Source organism: Roseateles sp. 22389 (assembly GCF_052044995.1).
Lineage (GTDB): Bacteria > Pseudomonadota > Gammaproteobacteria > Burkholderiales > Burkholderiaceae_C > Roseateles.
This window is the reverse complement of sequence record NZ_JBQEOF010000024.1, coordinates 36716-52190: the sequence shown is the minus strand read 5'-3', so window position 1 is coordinate 52190 and position 15475 is coordinate 36716. Positions and strand designations below refer to the sequence as shown.

At 71.4% G+C, this 15475-nt stretch carries 12 protein-coding genes; 1 reads left to right on the top strand and 11 read right to left on the bottom strand.

Going from position 1 to position 15475, the window contains the following annotated elements:
* Nucleotides 1–33 precede the first annotated feature (33 nt).
* From ACTJKJ_RS24220 to ACTJKJ_RS24170, 11 genes are all read right to left on the bottom strand, one after another.
* Nucleotides 34–240 carry a hypothetical protein gene (locus tag ACTJKJ_RS24220; RefSeq protein WP_091722134.1) on the bottom strand — a complete coding sequence of 69 codons (207 nt, stop codon included), beginning with the start codon at nt 238–240 and terminating at the stop codon, nt 34–36.
* A 21-nt stretch (nt 241–261) separates the two neighbouring features.
* The gene (locus tag ACTJKJ_RS24215; protein WP_440822592.1) at nt 262–1800 is read right to left on the bottom strand and encodes a DHA2 family efflux MFS transporter permease subunit; all 1539 of its coding nucleotides are present in this window, start codon (nt 1798–1800) and stop codon (nt 262–264) included.
* 22 nt (nt 1801–1822) lie between these two features.
* Nucleotides 1823–3061, bottom strand: a complete 1239-nt coding sequence (locus ACTJKJ_RS24210; RefSeq protein WP_440822590.1) for an HlyD family secretion protein — start codon at nt 3059–3061, stop codon at nt 1823–1825.
* A gap of 71 nt (nt 3062–3132) precedes the next feature.
* Complete coding sequence (locus ACTJKJ_RS24205; RefSeq protein ID WP_440822589.1) at nt 3133–4560, bottom strand: efflux transporter outer membrane subunit; 1428 nt, start codon at nt 4558–4560, stop codon at nt 3133–3135.
* Between the two features lie 171 nt (nt 4561–4731).
* A complete protein-coding gene (locus ACTJKJ_RS24200) occupies nt 4732–7581 on the bottom strand; it encodes an AAA family ATPase (RefSeq protein ID WP_440822587.1) in 2850 nt (949 codons plus the stop codon).
* 180 nt (nt 7582–7761) lie between these two features.
* Nucleotides 7762–9519 carry a flotillin family protein gene (locus ACTJKJ_RS24195; protein WP_440822585.1) on the bottom strand — a complete coding sequence of 586 codons (1758 nt, stop codon included), beginning with the start codon at nt 9517–9519 and terminating at the stop codon, nt 7762–7764.
* Between the two features lie 108 nt (nt 9520–9627).
* Nucleotides 9628–10254: a YqiJ family protein gene (locus ACTJKJ_RS24190; protein WP_091722113.1), complete on the bottom strand. Its 627-nt coding sequence runs from the start codon at nt 10252–10254 to the stop codon at nt 9628–9630.
* Nucleotides 10251–10922 carry a PspA/IM30 family protein gene (locus ACTJKJ_RS24185; RefSeq protein WP_440822583.1) on the bottom strand — a complete coding sequence of 224 codons (672 nt, stop codon included), beginning with the start codon at nt 10920–10922 and terminating at the stop codon, nt 10251–10253. The genes ACTJKJ_RS24190 and ACTJKJ_RS24185 overlap by 4 nt, the downstream gene beginning before the upstream one ends.
* Before the next feature lies 1 nt (nt 10923).
* Complete coding sequence (locus ACTJKJ_RS24180) at nt 10924–11442, bottom strand: hypothetical protein (RefSeq protein ID WP_147240312.1); 519 nt, start codon at nt 11440–11442, stop codon at nt 10924–10926.
* A 195-nt stretch (nt 11443–11637) separates the two neighbouring features.
* Nucleotides 11638–11958 carry a hypothetical protein gene (locus tag ACTJKJ_RS24175; protein WP_183478437.1) on the bottom strand — a complete coding sequence of 107 codons (321 nt, stop codon included), beginning with the start codon at nt 11956–11958 and terminating at the stop codon, nt 11638–11640.
* Nucleotides 11959–12132: 174 nt separating this feature from the next.
* Nucleotides 12133–12897 (bottom strand): SDR family oxidoreductase, encoded by a 765-nt coding sequence (locus ACTJKJ_RS24170; protein WP_440822580.1) that lies wholly within the window; start codon nt 12895–12897, stop codon nt 12133–12135.
* 408 nt (nt 12898–13305) lie between these two features.
* Between ACTJKJ_RS24170 and ACTJKJ_RS24165 the strand changes: the two genes are divergently transcribed.
* A complete protein-coding gene (locus tag ACTJKJ_RS24165) occupies nt 13306–15471 on the top strand; it encodes a TonB-dependent siderophore receptor (RefSeq protein ID WP_440822578.1) in 2166 nt (721 codons plus the stop codon).
* Nucleotides 15472–15475: the final 4 nt, after the last annotated feature.

The following is a 15475-nucleotide window of genomic DNA, read 5'->3' as shown; positions in this document are numbered from 1 at the left end:
TGCCCCCGCCTCGCGGCGCCGGACCGTGACCGATCAGGCATCGTTGCGGTCCACGGATGCGGCCAGGTCCCGCGCCAGGCCCTCGAGCAGCGACTCGACGTCGCTGAACTCGAAGGCCTGGCCGGTGGCCAGGTTCTCGACCCGTCCGCTCAGCGCGGCACGGCTGGGTTCCGCCCGGCGGTCGAGCTTGAGCACGTACTGCCGGCGGGCGGGATGCCGCGGGTCTCGATCCAGCGTCATCGCAGCCTCCGGCGTCGGGGGTCAGTGACCGGCCTCGCTCATCTCCACCGTGCGCGTGGGCCGCGGCGCGAGCCAGATCGCGAGGGCCGAGACCAGGAACAGCGCCGCCACGATCCACAGGATCTGGTTGGTCGCCAGCATCACGCTCTGGCCGGTCAGCAGGTTGTCGAGCATCCCGCTGCGCGCGTCCGGCGGCAGGCCCAGCCCGGTCAGCGTGCGCATCACCTCGCCCGAGCGGTCCAGCTCGCCGACCAGGTCGGCATGGATCGCGGTGGTGCGGTTCTCCCAGCTCGTCGTGACCAGCGAGGTCGCGACCGCCCCCGACAGCGTGCGCACGAAGTTCTGCAGGCCGGCGGCGGAGGCGGTCTCGCGCGGCTCCACGCTGCCCAGCGACAAGGCCGTCAGCGGCACGAAGAAGAAGGGCATGCCCACGCCCATCAGCAGCAGCGGCAGCGCGATCTGCCAGTAGCCCATCTGCGTGGTGCCGACGGTGCGCAGCACCATCACCGCGCCCAGCCAGGCCAGGCCGAAGAACACCAGCGGCCGCGGATCGACCTTGCCGGCGAGCTTGCCCGCGATCGGCGCGGCCGCCACCGCCAGCACGCCGGACCAGGCCGTCGCCAGGCCCGCCCAGGTCGAGGTGTAGCCCATGTAGCTCTGCAGCCAGAGCGGCGTCAGCACGTTGGCGCCGAACATCGCGCCGAAGCCCAGCGCGATCGTCAGCACGCCGACGGCGAAGCCGCGATGCCGGAACACCCGCAGGTCCACGATCGGATAGGGCTCGGTGAGCTCCCAGATCAGGAAGGCGACGAAACCGATCGCCGCCACCACGGCCAGCGCGATGATCTCGGTCGACTCGAACCAGTCCTTTTCCTTGCCCAGGTCCAGCATCAGCTGCAGCGCGCCGACGAAGACGATCAGCAGCACCAGCCCGACGCGGTCGATCGGCTGGCGCTCCAGCGGCGTCTCATAGCGGCGCAGCATGCGCCAGGCCAGCGGCGCGACGATCAGCGCGATCGGCACGTTGATGAAGAAGATCAGCGGCCACGAGAACGCGTCGCACAGCCAGCCGCCCAGGATCGGCCCGAGGATGGGCGCCACCAGCGTCGTCATGGCCCACAGCGCCATCGCGCCGCCGGCCTTCTCCTTCGGGAAGATGCGCAGCAGCAGCGTCTGCGACAGCGGCATCAGCGAGCCGCCCGACAGGCCCTGCAGCACCCGGCCGGTGACCAGCAGGCCCAGCGTCGGCGACAGGCCGCACAGCGCCGAGCACAGCCCGAACAGCACCATCGCCGTGGCGAAGACCCGCACCGCGCCGAAGCGGCCGGCGATCCAGCCGGTCAGCGGCACGATGCAGGCCTCGGCCACGGCGTAGGAGGTGATGACCCAGGTGCCCTGGCTCGAGCTGATGCCCAGGCTGCCGGCGATGTCGGGCACGGAGACGTTGGCGATCGTCATGTCCAGCACCGCGATGAAGTTCGCGGCGGCCAGCACGATGGCGGCGAGCCACAGCTGCCCGCCCTCGAGCGGGCGCTGGTCGTCGGGGATGGCGGCGTTCATGGCGCGGTTCCTGGTCGGGCGCTCATTGCGCGCTCGTGTTGGCGCTGGTTTCGGCGCTGGTTTCGGCGCGTGCTTCGGCGCGCGTGTCGACCGTGGCCGTCATCGACAGTCCCACCTGCAACGGACGCTGCGCAAGCTCCTTCGGGTCCAGCGCGATGCGCACCGGCACGCGCTGCACGACCTTGATCCAGTTGCCGGTCGCGTTCTGCGCCGGGATCGCGGCGAAGGCCGAGCCGGTGCCGCCGGACAGGCCCTGCACCGTGCCGTGATAGACGACCGAGCGGCCGTAGAGGTCGGACTCGACCTCCACCGGCTGGCCGATGCGGACCTTGTCGAGCTGGCCTTCCTTGAAGTTCGCGTCGACGTGGACCTGGCCCATCGGGACGATGGCCAGCAAGGGCGTGCCGGCGGCGACCTGCTGGCCCAGCTGCACCGCGCGCCGGGCGACGACGCCATCCACCGGGGCGCGCACGACCACGCGCTCCAGGTTCACGCGCGCCTGGTCGCGCTTGGCGCGGGCCAAGGCGACCTCGGGGTTGGCGGCCTCGGTGGTGTCGGCGATCAACGTGGCGTTGGCCTCGCGCTGGCCGAGCGCGGCCGCGCGGTTGGCGGTGGTCTGCGCCGCGGCCGCCTTGGCGGCGGCCAGCGCGGCGGTGGCGGTCTGAAAGGCGTTGCGAGCGCGGGTCACCTCGTCCGCTGAGACCGAGCCCGAATCCGACAGCGCTTCGCGGCGCTCCAGGTCGACCTTGGCGCGCTCCAGATCGGACGCGGCCGACGCGAGCTGGGCTTCGGCGCGCAGGCGGTCGGAATCGCGCGCGATCACCTGCGCCGCCAGGCTGGTGTCGTTGGCGACGTAGCCGCGCACGCGCCGCTGGGCGCGGCCGAGCTCGGCCTCGGCCTGCTCCAGCGCGAGCCGGGCGTCGGTGTCATCCAGCACGACCAGCACGTCGCCGCGGCGCACGGCCTGCGTATCGGAGACGCGGACCTCGCGGACGATGCCGCCGACGAAGGGCGTCACCTGGGCCATCTCGGCGGCCGTGTAGGCGTTCTCCGTGCTGACGTAGCGCGACGCGAAGAAGTGCTCGTAGGCGAAGACGCCCACCGCCGCGGCAACGACGGTCAGCGCGAGCAGCGTGAACAGCTTCTTACGCGCCTCGGGGCGGGCCGGGGCCGCCGGCGTGTCGTGGGCGGGATCGGCGGTATGCAGGGGCGACTTGGCGGACGGCGTGGCCGCGGCGCGCGGCAAGGTGGCTTCGGACATGACGGGACTCGCTTTCTCTCTAAGGTTTCATTGATGGTTTGCTCGGTCGTTTTCCCGACACAACTTCCGCGTCAGCTGCGGAAGCCGCCTCCTAAGGCGCGTTTGAGCGCCACATCGAGCGTGAAGGCGCGCGAGCGCAGGTCGGTCTGCGTGCGCAGGTTGGTCAGCCAGGCGTCCTCGGCGGTCAGCACCTCGAGGTAGGTCGACAGGCCGCCGGCGTAGCGCCGCTGCTGGATCTGCCAGGCCTCGCGCGCGGCCTCGACGCCCGCATCGGTGCTCGCCAGTTCGCCGCCGAGGGCGCGCTCGCTGGCGGCGATGTCGGCCACTTCCTGCAGCGCCTGTACGACCGCCTGGTCGTAGCTGGCGACGGCCGCGTCGGCGTCGGCCCGGACGCCGCGCAGCTGGCCGCGCAGCCGGCCGCCGTCGAAGATCGGCAGCGAGATGGCCGGACCGATGCTGCCGGTGAAGGCGCCGCCGTCGGTCAGCTTCGACAGGCCCAGCGACTGCATGCCGGCGAAGGCCGTCAGGTTGACGTCCGGATAGAACGCCGCCTTGGCGGAATCCACACGGCCGAGCGCGGCCTCGACGCGCAGCCGCGCGGCGACGATGTCCGGGCGGCGGCCCAGCAACTGGGCGGGAAGCTGCTCCGGCAGGCCGAAGTCGCGGGCGACGTCCAGCTGCGGGCGGCTGAGCGCCAGCCCACGGTCGGGGCCCGCGCCGGTGAGCGCCGCCAGGCGATGCCGCTGCAGCTGGAGCTGCTCGCGGGCCGATTGCAGGTCGGCGTCGGCCATCGCGCGGCGGGCCTCGACCTGGCGCACGCCGCCCAGCGTCTCCAGGCCGTTCTCGCGGCGCATGCGCAGCAGCTGGACCGTCTTGTCGCGCACAGCCAGTGCCGCCTCGGCGGTGTCCTGCAGCGCCCACAGGCGGGCGAATTCGGCATACGCGGAGGCGATCGAGGCCGCCAGCATCAGCCGCGCCTGCGCGGCATCGGCGCGGGCGGCCTCGGCGTCGGATAGCGCCGCCGCCAGCGCGGCGCGGTTGCGGCCCCAGAAGTCCAGCTCCCAGGAGAAGTCCAGCGTCGCGCGGCCGTAGTCCTTCCAGCCGTCGGGCGTCGCGGCGCGGGGGGTCAGGTACTCGTAGCTCTGCTTCTGCTCGCTGATCGACGCGTTGGCCTTGAGCTGCGGCCGGCTGGCGGCGCGCGAGGTCTGCACCACCGACTCGGCACGCGCCAGCCGGGCCTGGGCGGTCGCGATCGAGGGCGATCCGGCCAGCGCCTCGTCGACGAGCTGGTCGAGCTGCGCGTCGCCATAGGCGCGCCACCAGGCGTCGGTGGGCCAGTCAGCGCGGGCGGCGGCCAGCGACTGCGTCGCGGCGTAGCCGTCGACGGGACGGGGCGTCGCCAGCGGCGGGGTCTCGGGCAGGGCCGCGCAGGCGGCCAGGGCGGCCGCGACGGCCGGAACCAGCGCGAGGCGGGCGAAGCGGCGTGGGCGGGTGGACATCGTCTTTTCTCCAGTCGTTGCGGCCGGCGCGGGAGCGCATCGGCCATGGACTGAAGCGTAGGGACGAGGGTCCGGGAAGTCGTTCGGGAACGGTCGGGGAAAGGTCGGGGAATGGTCGGGATCGGGCGGCGGGTGGTCAGGACGACGGGGCCCGCCGGCGTCCGGGCCGCGTCAGGCGCCGGCGGCCAGTAGCGCGTCCACGCGCGCCAGCACCGGCCAGGGCGTCGTGTCGTGCCAGCGGGCGCGCAGCGCGCGTAGGTCGTCCAGTTCGGCCGGCGAGGCGCCTTGCAGCTCGCACAGCGCCAGGCGCGCGATGAGTTCCGCCGTCAACGCGCCCTGCTCCGCCGCCAGGCGCGCGGAGGTCCCGGCCGCCTCCCGCGCGGCGGCGAGGTCGCCTTCGCGCTCGGCCAGGGTGGCGCGGGCAGCCCACAGGTCGGGGAGATGCAGGGTCTCGCCCAGCCGTTCGGCCATCGCGAAGCCATCGTCCAGATGACGCCGCGCCGCGGCCAGGTCGTTGCTGGCGAGCGCGGCGTCCACCGCCATCCACCGCAATCCGGACGCCTCGAACCAGGCCCCCGTCGCCGCATGGGCGGCACAGCCGGCCTCGACGTCGGACAGGCCCGCGGCATCGCCGGTGCGCGCGCGGGCCCAGCCCAGCATGGCGCGGCTCGGGCCCTCGCCCTGGCCCAGTTGATGCTCCCGCACCAGTTCGCGCATCCGCTGCGTCCGGGCCAGCACCTGCTGCGCGCGGCCGAAGCGCACGTCGACGATGCTCGCGCAGCGCGCCGCGAAGCCCCGCATCACCGGCACGCCGATCTCGGCGGCGCGCGCGGCGCCCGCCTCGGCCCATTGCCGGGCGAGCTCGACAGCGCCCGTGTACGCATGCACGACCGCGCCGACGCCCCACGCCAGCGCGGACGGGTCATGCATCACCGTCGCCGGCAGGCGCGGATGGCCGAGCGCTTCGGTCAAGGCGCGGGCCCGCTGCACCAACGGCATCGCCTCCGCGATCCGGCCGCGCTGCAGCAGCGTCACGGCCAGGGACACGGCGCCGGCGGCGCGCAGCAGGTCGTCGTCGAAGGCATCGGCCGCGGCGCACAGCCGCAGCGCGATGGCCTCGGCCTGCAGGTATTCGCCGGACGCGGTGAACATCCAGACCAGGCCGGTCATCACCCAGGCGCGCGGGCGGGTCGGCGGGAGCAGCTCGCACAGCGTCGCGCAGCGGAGATAGGCGGCTCGGCCTTCCGGCGTCGTCACGCCCGTGGACTGGGCGAGCGCGGCGCCGCGCAGTTGCTGGAGCGCGAGTTCCGCCTCGCAGCGGGCCTCGCCTTCGGGCGCGCGGTCGAGCAGGGTCAGGCCGCGCGTGACCAGCAACAGCGTCTCGTGCGGCGCGAAGCGCCCGAGCGCGCGTTCGCCGGCCGCCGCGTAGGCGCGCATGGCGGCCAGCGCATCGAGACCGCGCTCATGGTGCAGCGCGAGCGCGGCGGCGACCGCGTCGATGCGATCGGCGCGCCATTGCTCGAGCGCGGCCGCGGCGCGCCGGTGCAGCGACACGCGCGCCGACGGCGCGATGCGTTGATAGAGCGCCTGCCGGTACAGCGCGTGGCGGAAGGTGAATCGCGCCTCCAGCGTGCCGTCGGCCAGCGGCTCCAGCGCGGCCGGCGCCAGCCAGGCCTGGCGGCGCGCGAGCTCATCGCAATCCGCCGCGACGGTGGCGGCATCGCTGCCCAGCATGTGGGCCACGATCGAGCACGCGAACTCAACGCCGCAGACGGCGGCGGCTTCCAGCAGCGCGGCGGCGTCCGGCGCGAGGCGGGCGCGCTGGCGCTCGATGACGCCGGCCAGCGAATCGGGCACCGCCCAGTCGTCGTGCGAGCCGGCGTCGCCTGAGGTCGTGGCCGTGGACAGCTCGTCGACCGCGTTGGCGACGAACAGCGGCAAGCCGTCGGTCTGGCGGTGCAGGCGGCGGACATGGGCCTCGTCGGCGGCCAGGCCGGGCCGGTGCCGCGCGAGGTAGGCGGCGAGCTCGGCCTCGCTGAAGGGATCGAGCAGCAGTTCCTCGCACAACCGGCGGGCGCGCAGTTCGTGGCGCAGGCCGTTGAGCGGATGGTCGTTGGCGACGAGTTCCGGCGTGCGGTAGGTGACGATCCACATCAGGCGCGCCGGTGGCCGGCGGCGCGCGACGTGGTCGATCAGACGCACGGTGGCCTCGTCGCACCAGTGCAGGTCCTCGGTGACGAGCAGCAGCGGTCGAACGGCGGTGAGTTGCTCCACCAGCTCCGAAAACTCGCGGAGCATGCGGTCCTGCGTGGCGCTGGCGAGGCCGGCCTGCAGCCGTTCCTGTTCCTCGCGGGCGATGAGCCAGGGCAGCTGCAGCAGCCAGGTCGGCGCGACGCGGCGCAGTTGCGTGACGAGCGACGCATCCGTGCGCGCCAGACCGGCGAGCGCGTCCAGCACCGGCAGGTAGGGCTCGCCCTCGCCGACCTGCTCGATGCACTGGCCGTGGGCGGTGGCGGCGTCGCCGAGCGACGCGACGAAGGCGTCGATCATCGCGGTCTTGCCGATGCCGGCCTCGCCGGCAACGCAGCACAGCTGGCGCTGTCCGGCCGCGGCGCGCGACCAGGCGGCGCGCAGGCGGGCGAGTTCAGGCTCGCGGCCGATGAGCCGGCGGGGCTCGTCGAGCGCGGTGGCCGTGCCCTCGATCGGGCCGATGAACCGATAGCCGCGCCGCGAGGCAGTCTCGACCCAGCGCGGATGCTTCGCGTCATCGCCGAGCGCGGCGCGGAGTTCGCTGATCGTGGTCTTGAGCACGGATTCGCTCACGTGGCGATGGCCCCAGACGCTGTCGAGCAGCGCGTCCTTGGTCACGAGCGTGCCGGCATGGCGCAGCAGCTCCGTGAGCACGCCGAAGGCCTTGGGCGCCAGAGCGATAGCCTGTCCCTCGGCCAAGAGCCGCGCGTTCGCCTCGTCGAAGGCGAACGGGCCGAAGCGCAACGACAGGGGAACTGAGGGATCGTCCATGGCGGCGAGGATTATCTGCCTCGGCCAAGACTTGCGAACGATCAACTCGATATGCAGCCGTGAGGTGAGGAGCACGACGCCCGACTCGCCCTCGCGGCCTGACTCGCGGAACTCTGCTGTGTGAAGGCAAGAAGCCCGCAGGCTTTCACCAGCGGGCTTCGTTCCCTCAGCGCTAGCTGATCAGGCGTGCGGACCGTCGATCGACTTCTGCGCTGCGTGCGGGACCTGCGGCACGGGCGCGCCGTTGCCCTGCCCCAGCATGCCGGCCAAGGACTGCGCCACGCCGGTGATGCCTTCGTTGGACAGCCCGGCGTCCTTCATCACCGCATCGACGATGGGCTTGGCGATCTGGTACTGCAGCGCCGAGTTCATCACCTGCTCCGGGAAGGTCGCGCCGACGCCCGCACCGGAGCCGCCCGCACCGCCCTGCCCGTTCGCCGCGCCGCCGTCGTTGCTCGCGCCCGGCATGCCGTTGACCTGGAAGATGCGGATCGAATCGATCTTCTCCATCGGACGCACCGCCTGCTCCAGGATGTTGGGCAGCTGCTGCAGCAGCATCGTGCGGACCTGCAGGTCGATCTGCGCGGCGGACAGGGTGTTCAGCGCCTCGTTGATCGCCCGGCGGCCTTCGGCTTCCGCCAGCGCCGCGGCCTGCTTGGCCTGGGCCTCGATGGTCAGCGCCTCGGCGCGGTCCAGCGCCGCCTCCTTTTCCGCCGACGCGGACACCCGCACGGCGATGGCGAGCTGTTCGGCTTCCTTGGAGGCCTCGATCAGCTGGATGTTCTTCTCGCGCTCGGCGACGGCCACCTGCCGGGCCGTGTTCACCAGTTCCTCGGCCTTGACGGCGTCCGCGCGCGCCATGTTGGCGGCCGCGTCGGCATCGGACTGCTCGCGCGACTTCGTCGCGATCGCGATCTGCGTGTCCTGGCGCGCGATCTCGACCTGCTTGCGCTGCTCGGCGCGTTGCATCTCGGTCTTGCGCTCGAGTTCGATCTCGCGGGTCTGCACGACCAGGTTCTTCTCGATCTCCGCCGACTTGATCTCGCGATCCGCCTCGATGCGCTTCTGGCTGACCTGGCGCTCGGCCTCGATCTTCGCCGCCTCGGCCTGGCGGGTGCGCTCGGCCTGCTGCGACGCGATCAACGCGACCTGCTCGGCCCGGGTGATCTCGATCTCGCGCTGCTGGGACAGCGTCGCGAACTCCTGGTCCTTCTCGATGTTGAGCTTCTGCCGCGTCGCATCCAGGTTCTTGGTCCGGACCTGCACCTCGGTGTCCTGCTCCACGTCGTTGCGCTGTTTGCGGCGCGCCTCGGTCTGCTCGGTCAGCCGCGTCAGGCCTTCGGCATCGAAGGCGTTGTTCGGGTTGAAGAACTGCTTGTCCGTCTGGTCCAGGCTGGTCAGCGACACCGATTCCAGTTCGAGGCCGTTCTTCTCGAGGTCCTCCGCGACGGCGTTCTGCACCGCCTGGACGAAGTCGCGGCGCTTGTCCTGCAGCTCCTGGATGGACATCGTGGCGGCCGTCGCGCGCAGCGAGTCGACGAACTTGTCCTCCACCAGCGCCTTGAGCTCGTCCGGGCTCATCGTGCGGGCGCCCAGCGTCTGCGCGGCGATGCTGACCGCCTCCTCGGTCTGCTTGACCCGCACGAAGAAGGCCGCGGTCACGTCGACGCGCATGCGGTCGCGGGTGATCAGGCTCTCGCGCTCGCGGCGCTGCACCTCGAGCTTGAGCGTGTTCATGTTGACCAGCACCCGCTCATGGAACACCGGCAGCACGATCGCGCCGCCGTCCATGATGACCTTCTGGCCACCCAGGCCGGTGCGGACGAAGGCGGTCTCCTTCGTCGAGCGCTTGTACAGGCGCGCGAAGACGAAGCCGATGGTCAGTAGCGCGACCAGGGCGATGCCCGCGATGGTCAGCAGCTCGATCAGATTGCTCATGGACTGGTTACTCCCTCAAGAAACTTGGAATCCGTGTTGGTATGGAAATCGGCGGCGGCAGCAGCGACGAACACCGCAGCGGTACGACGCGCCTTCCGTGGCGCCGCGCTACATCAAGGTCGGATGCGGATTGGCGATGCAGCGGTAGAACGCGCCGGCCTTGCTGACGATCAGCACCTGCGCCCCCTCCTGGAAGACCTCGTCATCCACATCGGGCTCGACCATCAGGTAGTGCGAGCGACCGTGGACGTCCTTGACCCGCGCCTGCGCCGCGAGCCCGCGCCGGGCCGAACCGGTCACGACGACCCCGACGCGCCCCACCAGGCTCTGCTCGCTGACGGCGCTGGTCTCGTCCTGCGGAATGATGTGCGCGATCAAGGCGCCCAGGCCTCTCACCGTCGCCAGCCCCGCCGGCACCGCCGCGAGGCCGGCCACTGCGGCGGGCAGGTAGCCGCCGAAGAGGCCGTTCATCACGACCTGCAGGCTGTAGCCGAAGACGGTGTAACCCGTCAGGAACAGCAGCAGCAGGACCAGCGCCGGGACCTTGCCCAGGTGCAGCCAGCCCAGCACGCGGTCCAGGCCGGAGTCGCCGTCGACCTCGGGCAGCCAGTCGTCGATCAGGTTGCTGGGGCTGAGCGAGATCAGCATGCCGGCGCCCTCGACCACCGCGATGCCGACGATCAGCGCGAAGCCGATCCCGAACGGCAGGTTCTCCTGCGCGGTGAACAGGCTCATGACTTGGCGGCCTTCAGCTGCGCCATGCGCTCGGCGATCTTGTTGTCGCGGACCAGGTCATCGAGCTCCTTGAGCTGCGCGGCCTGTTGCAGGCTGTTCTGACGAGCGGTGCCGGAGAGACCGGTCTGGCGCTCGTAGACGCGGTCGAAGGCGTCGGTGACCTTGCCGATGCGGTGGGCCGCGCTACCGACGCCGGTGGGCGCCGTCGCGGTCGCGGTCGCGGCGGCGCGGCTCTTGCGGAACTCGGCCAGCGCGTCCTGCATCTCGCGCTTCTTCGCGAGCAGCGCGGCGACGAAGCCCGTCAGCTCGCTTTCCTGGCGTGCGTGCTCGGCCAGCGTGGTCTCGAGCACCGGCAGCTGGGCCTCGATGTCGAGCTGGCGGGCCACGGCGGCTCGGGCCAGGTCCTCGCGGCCGGCGCTCATCGCCTCGTCGATCTGCGATGACAGGGTCGCGTGCAGCTGGTTCAGGTTGGCGTGCTGGCGCTGCGACAGGTGGCGGTTGGCCGACACGGTGCCCAGCTCATGACGCACTTCGTCGATGACGGCGTCGGCCTCGCGGAGGGACTGCTCCATCGTCGCCTCGGGCGCCTGATCCTCGATGCGGTCGAGGAGCGCGTGCACGCTGCCGGCGATCACGCGGCCGACGCGGGTCTTCAGGGAGTCGGTCATCTCAGGATCCTTTCGAGGACGAAGTGGCTTGCAGGGGATGGGCGAGGTCCAGGGTCGGCCCGAGGTGACGTCTCACGACCTGCGGGTCGTAGGCCGCGGCGGTGAGCGGCGTGCCCTGGCGCAGCAAGGTCTCGCACAGGGTGGCGGCGCGGCGCACCAGCGCCTCCTCGAACTTGCGGGCGTCGTCGGCGTCAGCCGGGGCCTGGCTGATCGCCAGCGCCAGCGCCGCGACGAAGTGGTCCAGCAAGAGGCTGACGACCTCGGAATGGTGGCCGGTCTCGCTCTCGATCCGGACCAGCGCCTCGCGCAGCCGCGCGGTGAGGTCGCGGGTCCAGGCATGGGCGGCGACGTAGTCGAAGGCGCCGTCGTGCTGGCGCTTGAGCTGGCCGAGCAGCACGCGCAGCTTGTCGCTGTTGGTCGTCGCCCCTTCGACCTGCAGTTGGGCGAGCCAGAGGTACAGGTCGCTGGGAATGCGGGCCGACAAGGGCTCCATGGTGGGCGGCGGGCTGCTCGCGTTCATGACGATGAGGCTTGAAACCGTTGGGACCGGCCCAGTGTATTCATTCGAATTCATCCGTCAACAGGCGAATTCATTCGAATTTCCGGCGCCTCATGCAGGTTTTGCCGCGTCCTGGGCGCGCTCACGAGGGCGGAGTGGACCGGTCCGTGGCGTCGGCGTCAATCGCTTTCCCCCATTGGTGGGAGACGTCGAACCTCAGCGCCCGGACCGATAGCCTCGCGCGGCCAGCCAGGAGAGCACGGCCACGACGGCGAGCGCGCCGGCGTCCAGCAGATACAGGCCGACGCCGGGAGCTTCCCGCCGCGCCGCCTGGACCGCCTGGCCGAAGTTGTCCGGGCCGATGCCATAGGCTTCCACGAGCGCCATCGCCGTGATCCAGGTCGCCGCCGCGCCGACCGCCAGGGCGAGCACGGTGGCGACGTTGGCCAGGAAGTAGCCCTTCTTCCGAGGGGGAGCGAGCGGCGCCTGCCCCTCGCCCGCCCGTGCCGCCGCGACGGCTGCTGAATCCGCATGCATGTTCAATCCTCCTTGATGGTGGAGGCGTTGTATGCGGCGCGCTCAGGGACGGGGACGGGCGTGTCCTGAACTGCGGATGGGGCCGTTGAACGGGCCGGTGCCGCGGGCGGACGGCGACCCGGCGCAGGGCCGCGCCCCCCGCATTCCTGCGCTCCCGCGCTCCCGCGTTCCGGTTCAGCGGTCGCCCGCGCGGGCGATATTGGCGAGCCAGGCCTCGAGGCTCGTCGCGCCGAGTTGCGCGTCCGCGCCCGCGACCAGCGAGGCGTCGTCCAGCACCGAGCCGAAGTACGGCGCCTGGGCATCCGGGACGACGCGGCGCGCATCGCCGTGGGCCTCGAGCGCCCGCTGCACCGCCCGGCTCATCGGCAGCCGCTGCGGCCCGCCGATCTCCACGATGGCGTTGCGCGGCGCCCGCGACACGACGTCCGCGAGGCCCGCCGCCACGTCCGCGGCCGCCATGGGCTGGAACAGCGCCGACGACACGCGCGCGCCGCCGTCGCCTTCGGCGCCGTCCCCGGCGATCGCGGTCAGGAACTCGAAGAACTGGGTGGCTCGCACAATCGTGTAGGGCACCCGGCCCTCCTGGATCAGCGCCTCCTGGGCGACCTTGGCACGCATGTAGCCGTTGTCGGCGAGCCGGTCGGCCCCGACGACCGACAGGGCCACGTGGTGGCGGACGCCCGCCGACGCCTCGGCGGCGAGCAGGTTCGTCGTCGAGGTCTGGAAGAACTGCAGCACCGCCTGGGCTTCGAACGAGGGGGAGTTGCTGACGTCCACCACCACGTCCGCGCCGGCCACGGCCTGGGCCAGGCCCTCGCCGGTCAAGGTGTTGACGCCTTGCGAGGGCGACGCCAGGACCACGCGATGACCGGCGCGTTCCAGCAGGGGGCCGAGCTTCCGGCCGATGAGGCCACTGCCTCCGATGATCGTCACGTTCATGTCACTGTCCTTCCAGGATTGAGGCGTGGGCCAACGCACATCGGCTGGCCACACTGGCAAGACGAGATGGCAAGGCGTGTTGTGACATCCCCGGGTGGCAGGCCCGGCGCCGCGGCGCCTCCCGCTAGAATCCCACCCGCTCGCCGGCCCGTCCGGCGGGCCTCGCTAGGGGTGCTGGTCCGGACGATGCGTCAGGGGCCGGCTGAGAAAGTCCCTTTGAACCTGTTGGCGCGTGCCGCAAGGCGCGCGTCAAAGTCTCCTTCAGGAGACTTGAGGTAATCCTCGCGCAGGGAAGCATGCCTTCGACACGCCTCGTGTCCTCGCACGCCGCCTTCTCATCGGCGTGCTGGTTTGCCGACCTGCCATCGCGTTTCTGGCTCCGGCACATCGATGGCAACTTCGTCTCGCTTGACTCCATTCCCGCTCCGCCGCCTCGCCTTCGCGCTCGCGGCCGGCGGCCTGTCCTTCCACGCCGCCGCGCAGACGGCCGCGCCGGCGCTGCCCAGCGTCGTCATCAAGGGCTCGGCCGAGGCGCCCGCCACCGTCGGCGGCTTCGGCGACACGCCGGTCGCCAAGCTACCGATGCAGGCCAGCATCGTCAGCGCCGAGCAGCTCACCGACCGCGGCCTCACCAGCCTGGCCGGCCTGACGCTGCTGGATGCCAGCGTGGGCGACTCGTACAACTCCGCCGGGTATGTCTCCTACCTGAAGATCCGCGGCTACGACCTCGACAACCGCTTCAACTTCCGTCGCGACGGCCTGCCGATCAACGCCGAGACCGCCCTGCCCCTCGCGAACAAGAGCAGCCTGGAGGTGCTCAAGGGCACGAGCGGCATCCAGGCGGGAACCAGCGCCCCCGGCGGCCTCGTGAACCTCGTCGTGAAGCGGCCGACGACCGAGCTCACCAGCGTGACGCTCGGCGTCAGCGAGCGCGGCACCCTCGAATCGGCGATGGACTGGAGCCGCCGCTTCAGCGACGGCCACGGCAACGACAAGGCCTTCGGCCTGCGCGTCAATCTGCAGGCCGCCAAACTCCGGCCCGAATTGCGCGACGCCGACGGCCATCGCTGGATGATGGCCGTCGCCGGCGACTGGCGCGTCACGCGCGACACGCTGGTCGAGGCCGAGGTCGAGATCTCCCGCCAGTCCCAGCCCAGCCAGCCCGGCTTCAGCCTGCTCGGCGACCGCCTGCCCGACGCGAAGTCCATCGATCCGCGCACCAACCTGAACAATCAATCGTGGAGCCTGCCGGTCGTCTTCGAGGGCCGCACCGCTTCCCTGCGCGTGCAGCACCAATTGAATGCCGACTGGAAGCTGCAGGCGCATGCCGCGATCCAGCGGCTGGTCACCGATGACCGCCTCGCCTACCCCTTCGGCTGCACCGCCGGCGACGGCACTTATTACCCGAGCACCTACTGCCCAGACGGCACCTTCGACCAGTACGACTTCCGCAGCGAGAACGAGCACCGCAACAGCGACGCGCTCGACCTCTCGGCGCAGGGCCGGCTCAACACGGCCGGCATCACGCACGAGTTGACGACGGGCGTGCTGTTCTCGCGCTACAAGAGCCGGCTGCAGGGCCAGGCCTACAACTGGGCGGGCACTGGCAACATCTGGGGCACGCTGCCGACGACGGCCGATCCGACGCTCACCGGCACCAACACCAACCGCACCGAGCGCAGCGCCGAGGTCTACCTGCGCGACGCGATGCAGTTCAGCGAGCGCTGGCAAGGCTGGCTCGGCGTGCGTCACACGCGGCTCAAGCGCGACAGCGTCGCGGTGGGCCCGGAGGCTGGCCAGGTCGGCACGCCGAATCCGTACGCGCAGTCGTTCACGACGCCGTGGCTCGGTGTGAGCTACGCGATCAACGCGCAGCTGCTGGCCTACGCGAGTTGGGGCCAGGGCATTGAATCGGCAGTCGTGCCCAACCTGCCGGTCTATGCGAACCGCACGGCGGTGCTGCCGGCGCTGCGCAGCAGGCAGTGGGAGATCGGTCTGAAGTCGGGCAGCCGGACGGTGGACTGGTCGATCAACTACTTCGACGTCAGCAAGCCCGCGACGCGTGACGTCGCGGTCACGGTGAACGGCCTGGACATGCTCGAGACCCGCATCGACGGCGAGCAGAACCATCGCGGCGTGGAAGCGCAAGCGGATCTGAAGTGGACGAACGGTGGTCTGATGGCCAGCGCGATGAAGCTGCGCGCGCGCCGCGAGCGCAGCGAGGACGCGACGCTCAACGGCCTGAAGCCGACCAACGTGCCGGAGACGGTGCTGAAGCTGCAGGCGCGCCAGGGCGTCGGGCTGCCGGGCCTGGAGCTGCAGGCGGGCGTCGTGTACGAGGGCAAGCGCATGGTGCTGCCGGACAACTCGCTGGCCATCCCGAGCTGGACGCGGCTGGACCTGGGCGCGCGCTACGAGCAGAACATCGGTCGGCAGCAGCTGATCTGGCGCGTCGGCGTGGACAACGTGACCGACCGCCGGGCGTGGCGCGAGTCTCCGTACCAGTACGGCCACGTCTACCTGTACCCGCTCGCCAATCGCACCTGGCGTGCGTCGGTGGAGTGGGTCTTGTGAGCTT

Coding starts and splice junctions, on each gene's coding strand:
- ACTJKJ_RS24220 (WP_091722134.1), bottom strand. CDS start 240: ATGACGCTGGATCGAGACCCGCGGCATCCCGCCCGCCGGCAGTACGTG.
- ACTJKJ_RS24200 (WP_440822587.1), bottom strand. CDS start 7,581: ATGGACGATCCCTCAGTTCCCCTGTCGTTGCGCTTCGGCCCGTTCGCC.
- ACTJKJ_RS24185 (WP_440822583.1), bottom strand. CDS start 10,922: ATGACCGACTCCCTGAAGACCCGCGTCGGCCGCGTGATCGCCGGCAGC.
- ACTJKJ_RS24210 (WP_440822590.1), bottom strand. CDS start 3,061: ATGTCCGAAGCCACCTTGCCGCGCGCCGCGGCCACGCCGTCCGCCAAG.
- ACTJKJ_RS24180 (WP_147240312.1), bottom strand. CDS start 11,442: ATGAACGCGAGCAGCCCGCCGCCCACCATGGAGCCCTTGTCGGCCCGC.
- ACTJKJ_RS24195 (WP_440822585.1), bottom strand. CDS start 9,519: ATGAGCAATCTGATCGAGCTGCTGACCATCGCGGGCATCGCCCTGGTC.
- ACTJKJ_RS24205 (WP_440822589.1), bottom strand. CDS start 4,560: ATGTCCACCCGCCCACGCCGCTTCGCCCGCCTCGCGCTGGTTCCGGCC.
- ACTJKJ_RS24215 (WP_440822592.1), bottom strand. CDS start 1,800: ATGAACGCCGCCATCCCCGACGACCAGCGCCCGCTCGAGGGCGGGCAG.
- ACTJKJ_RS24170 (WP_440822580.1), bottom strand. CDS start 12,897: ATGAACGTGACGATCATCGGAGGCAGTGGCCTCATCGGCCGGAAGCTC.
- ACTJKJ_RS24190 (WP_091722113.1), bottom strand. CDS start 10,254: ATGAGCCTGTTCACCGCGCAGGAGAACCTGCCGTTCGGGATCGGCTTC.
- ACTJKJ_RS24175 (WP_183478437.1), bottom strand. CDS start 11,958: ATGCATGCGGATTCAGCAGCCGTCGCGGCGGCACGGGCGGGCGAGGGG.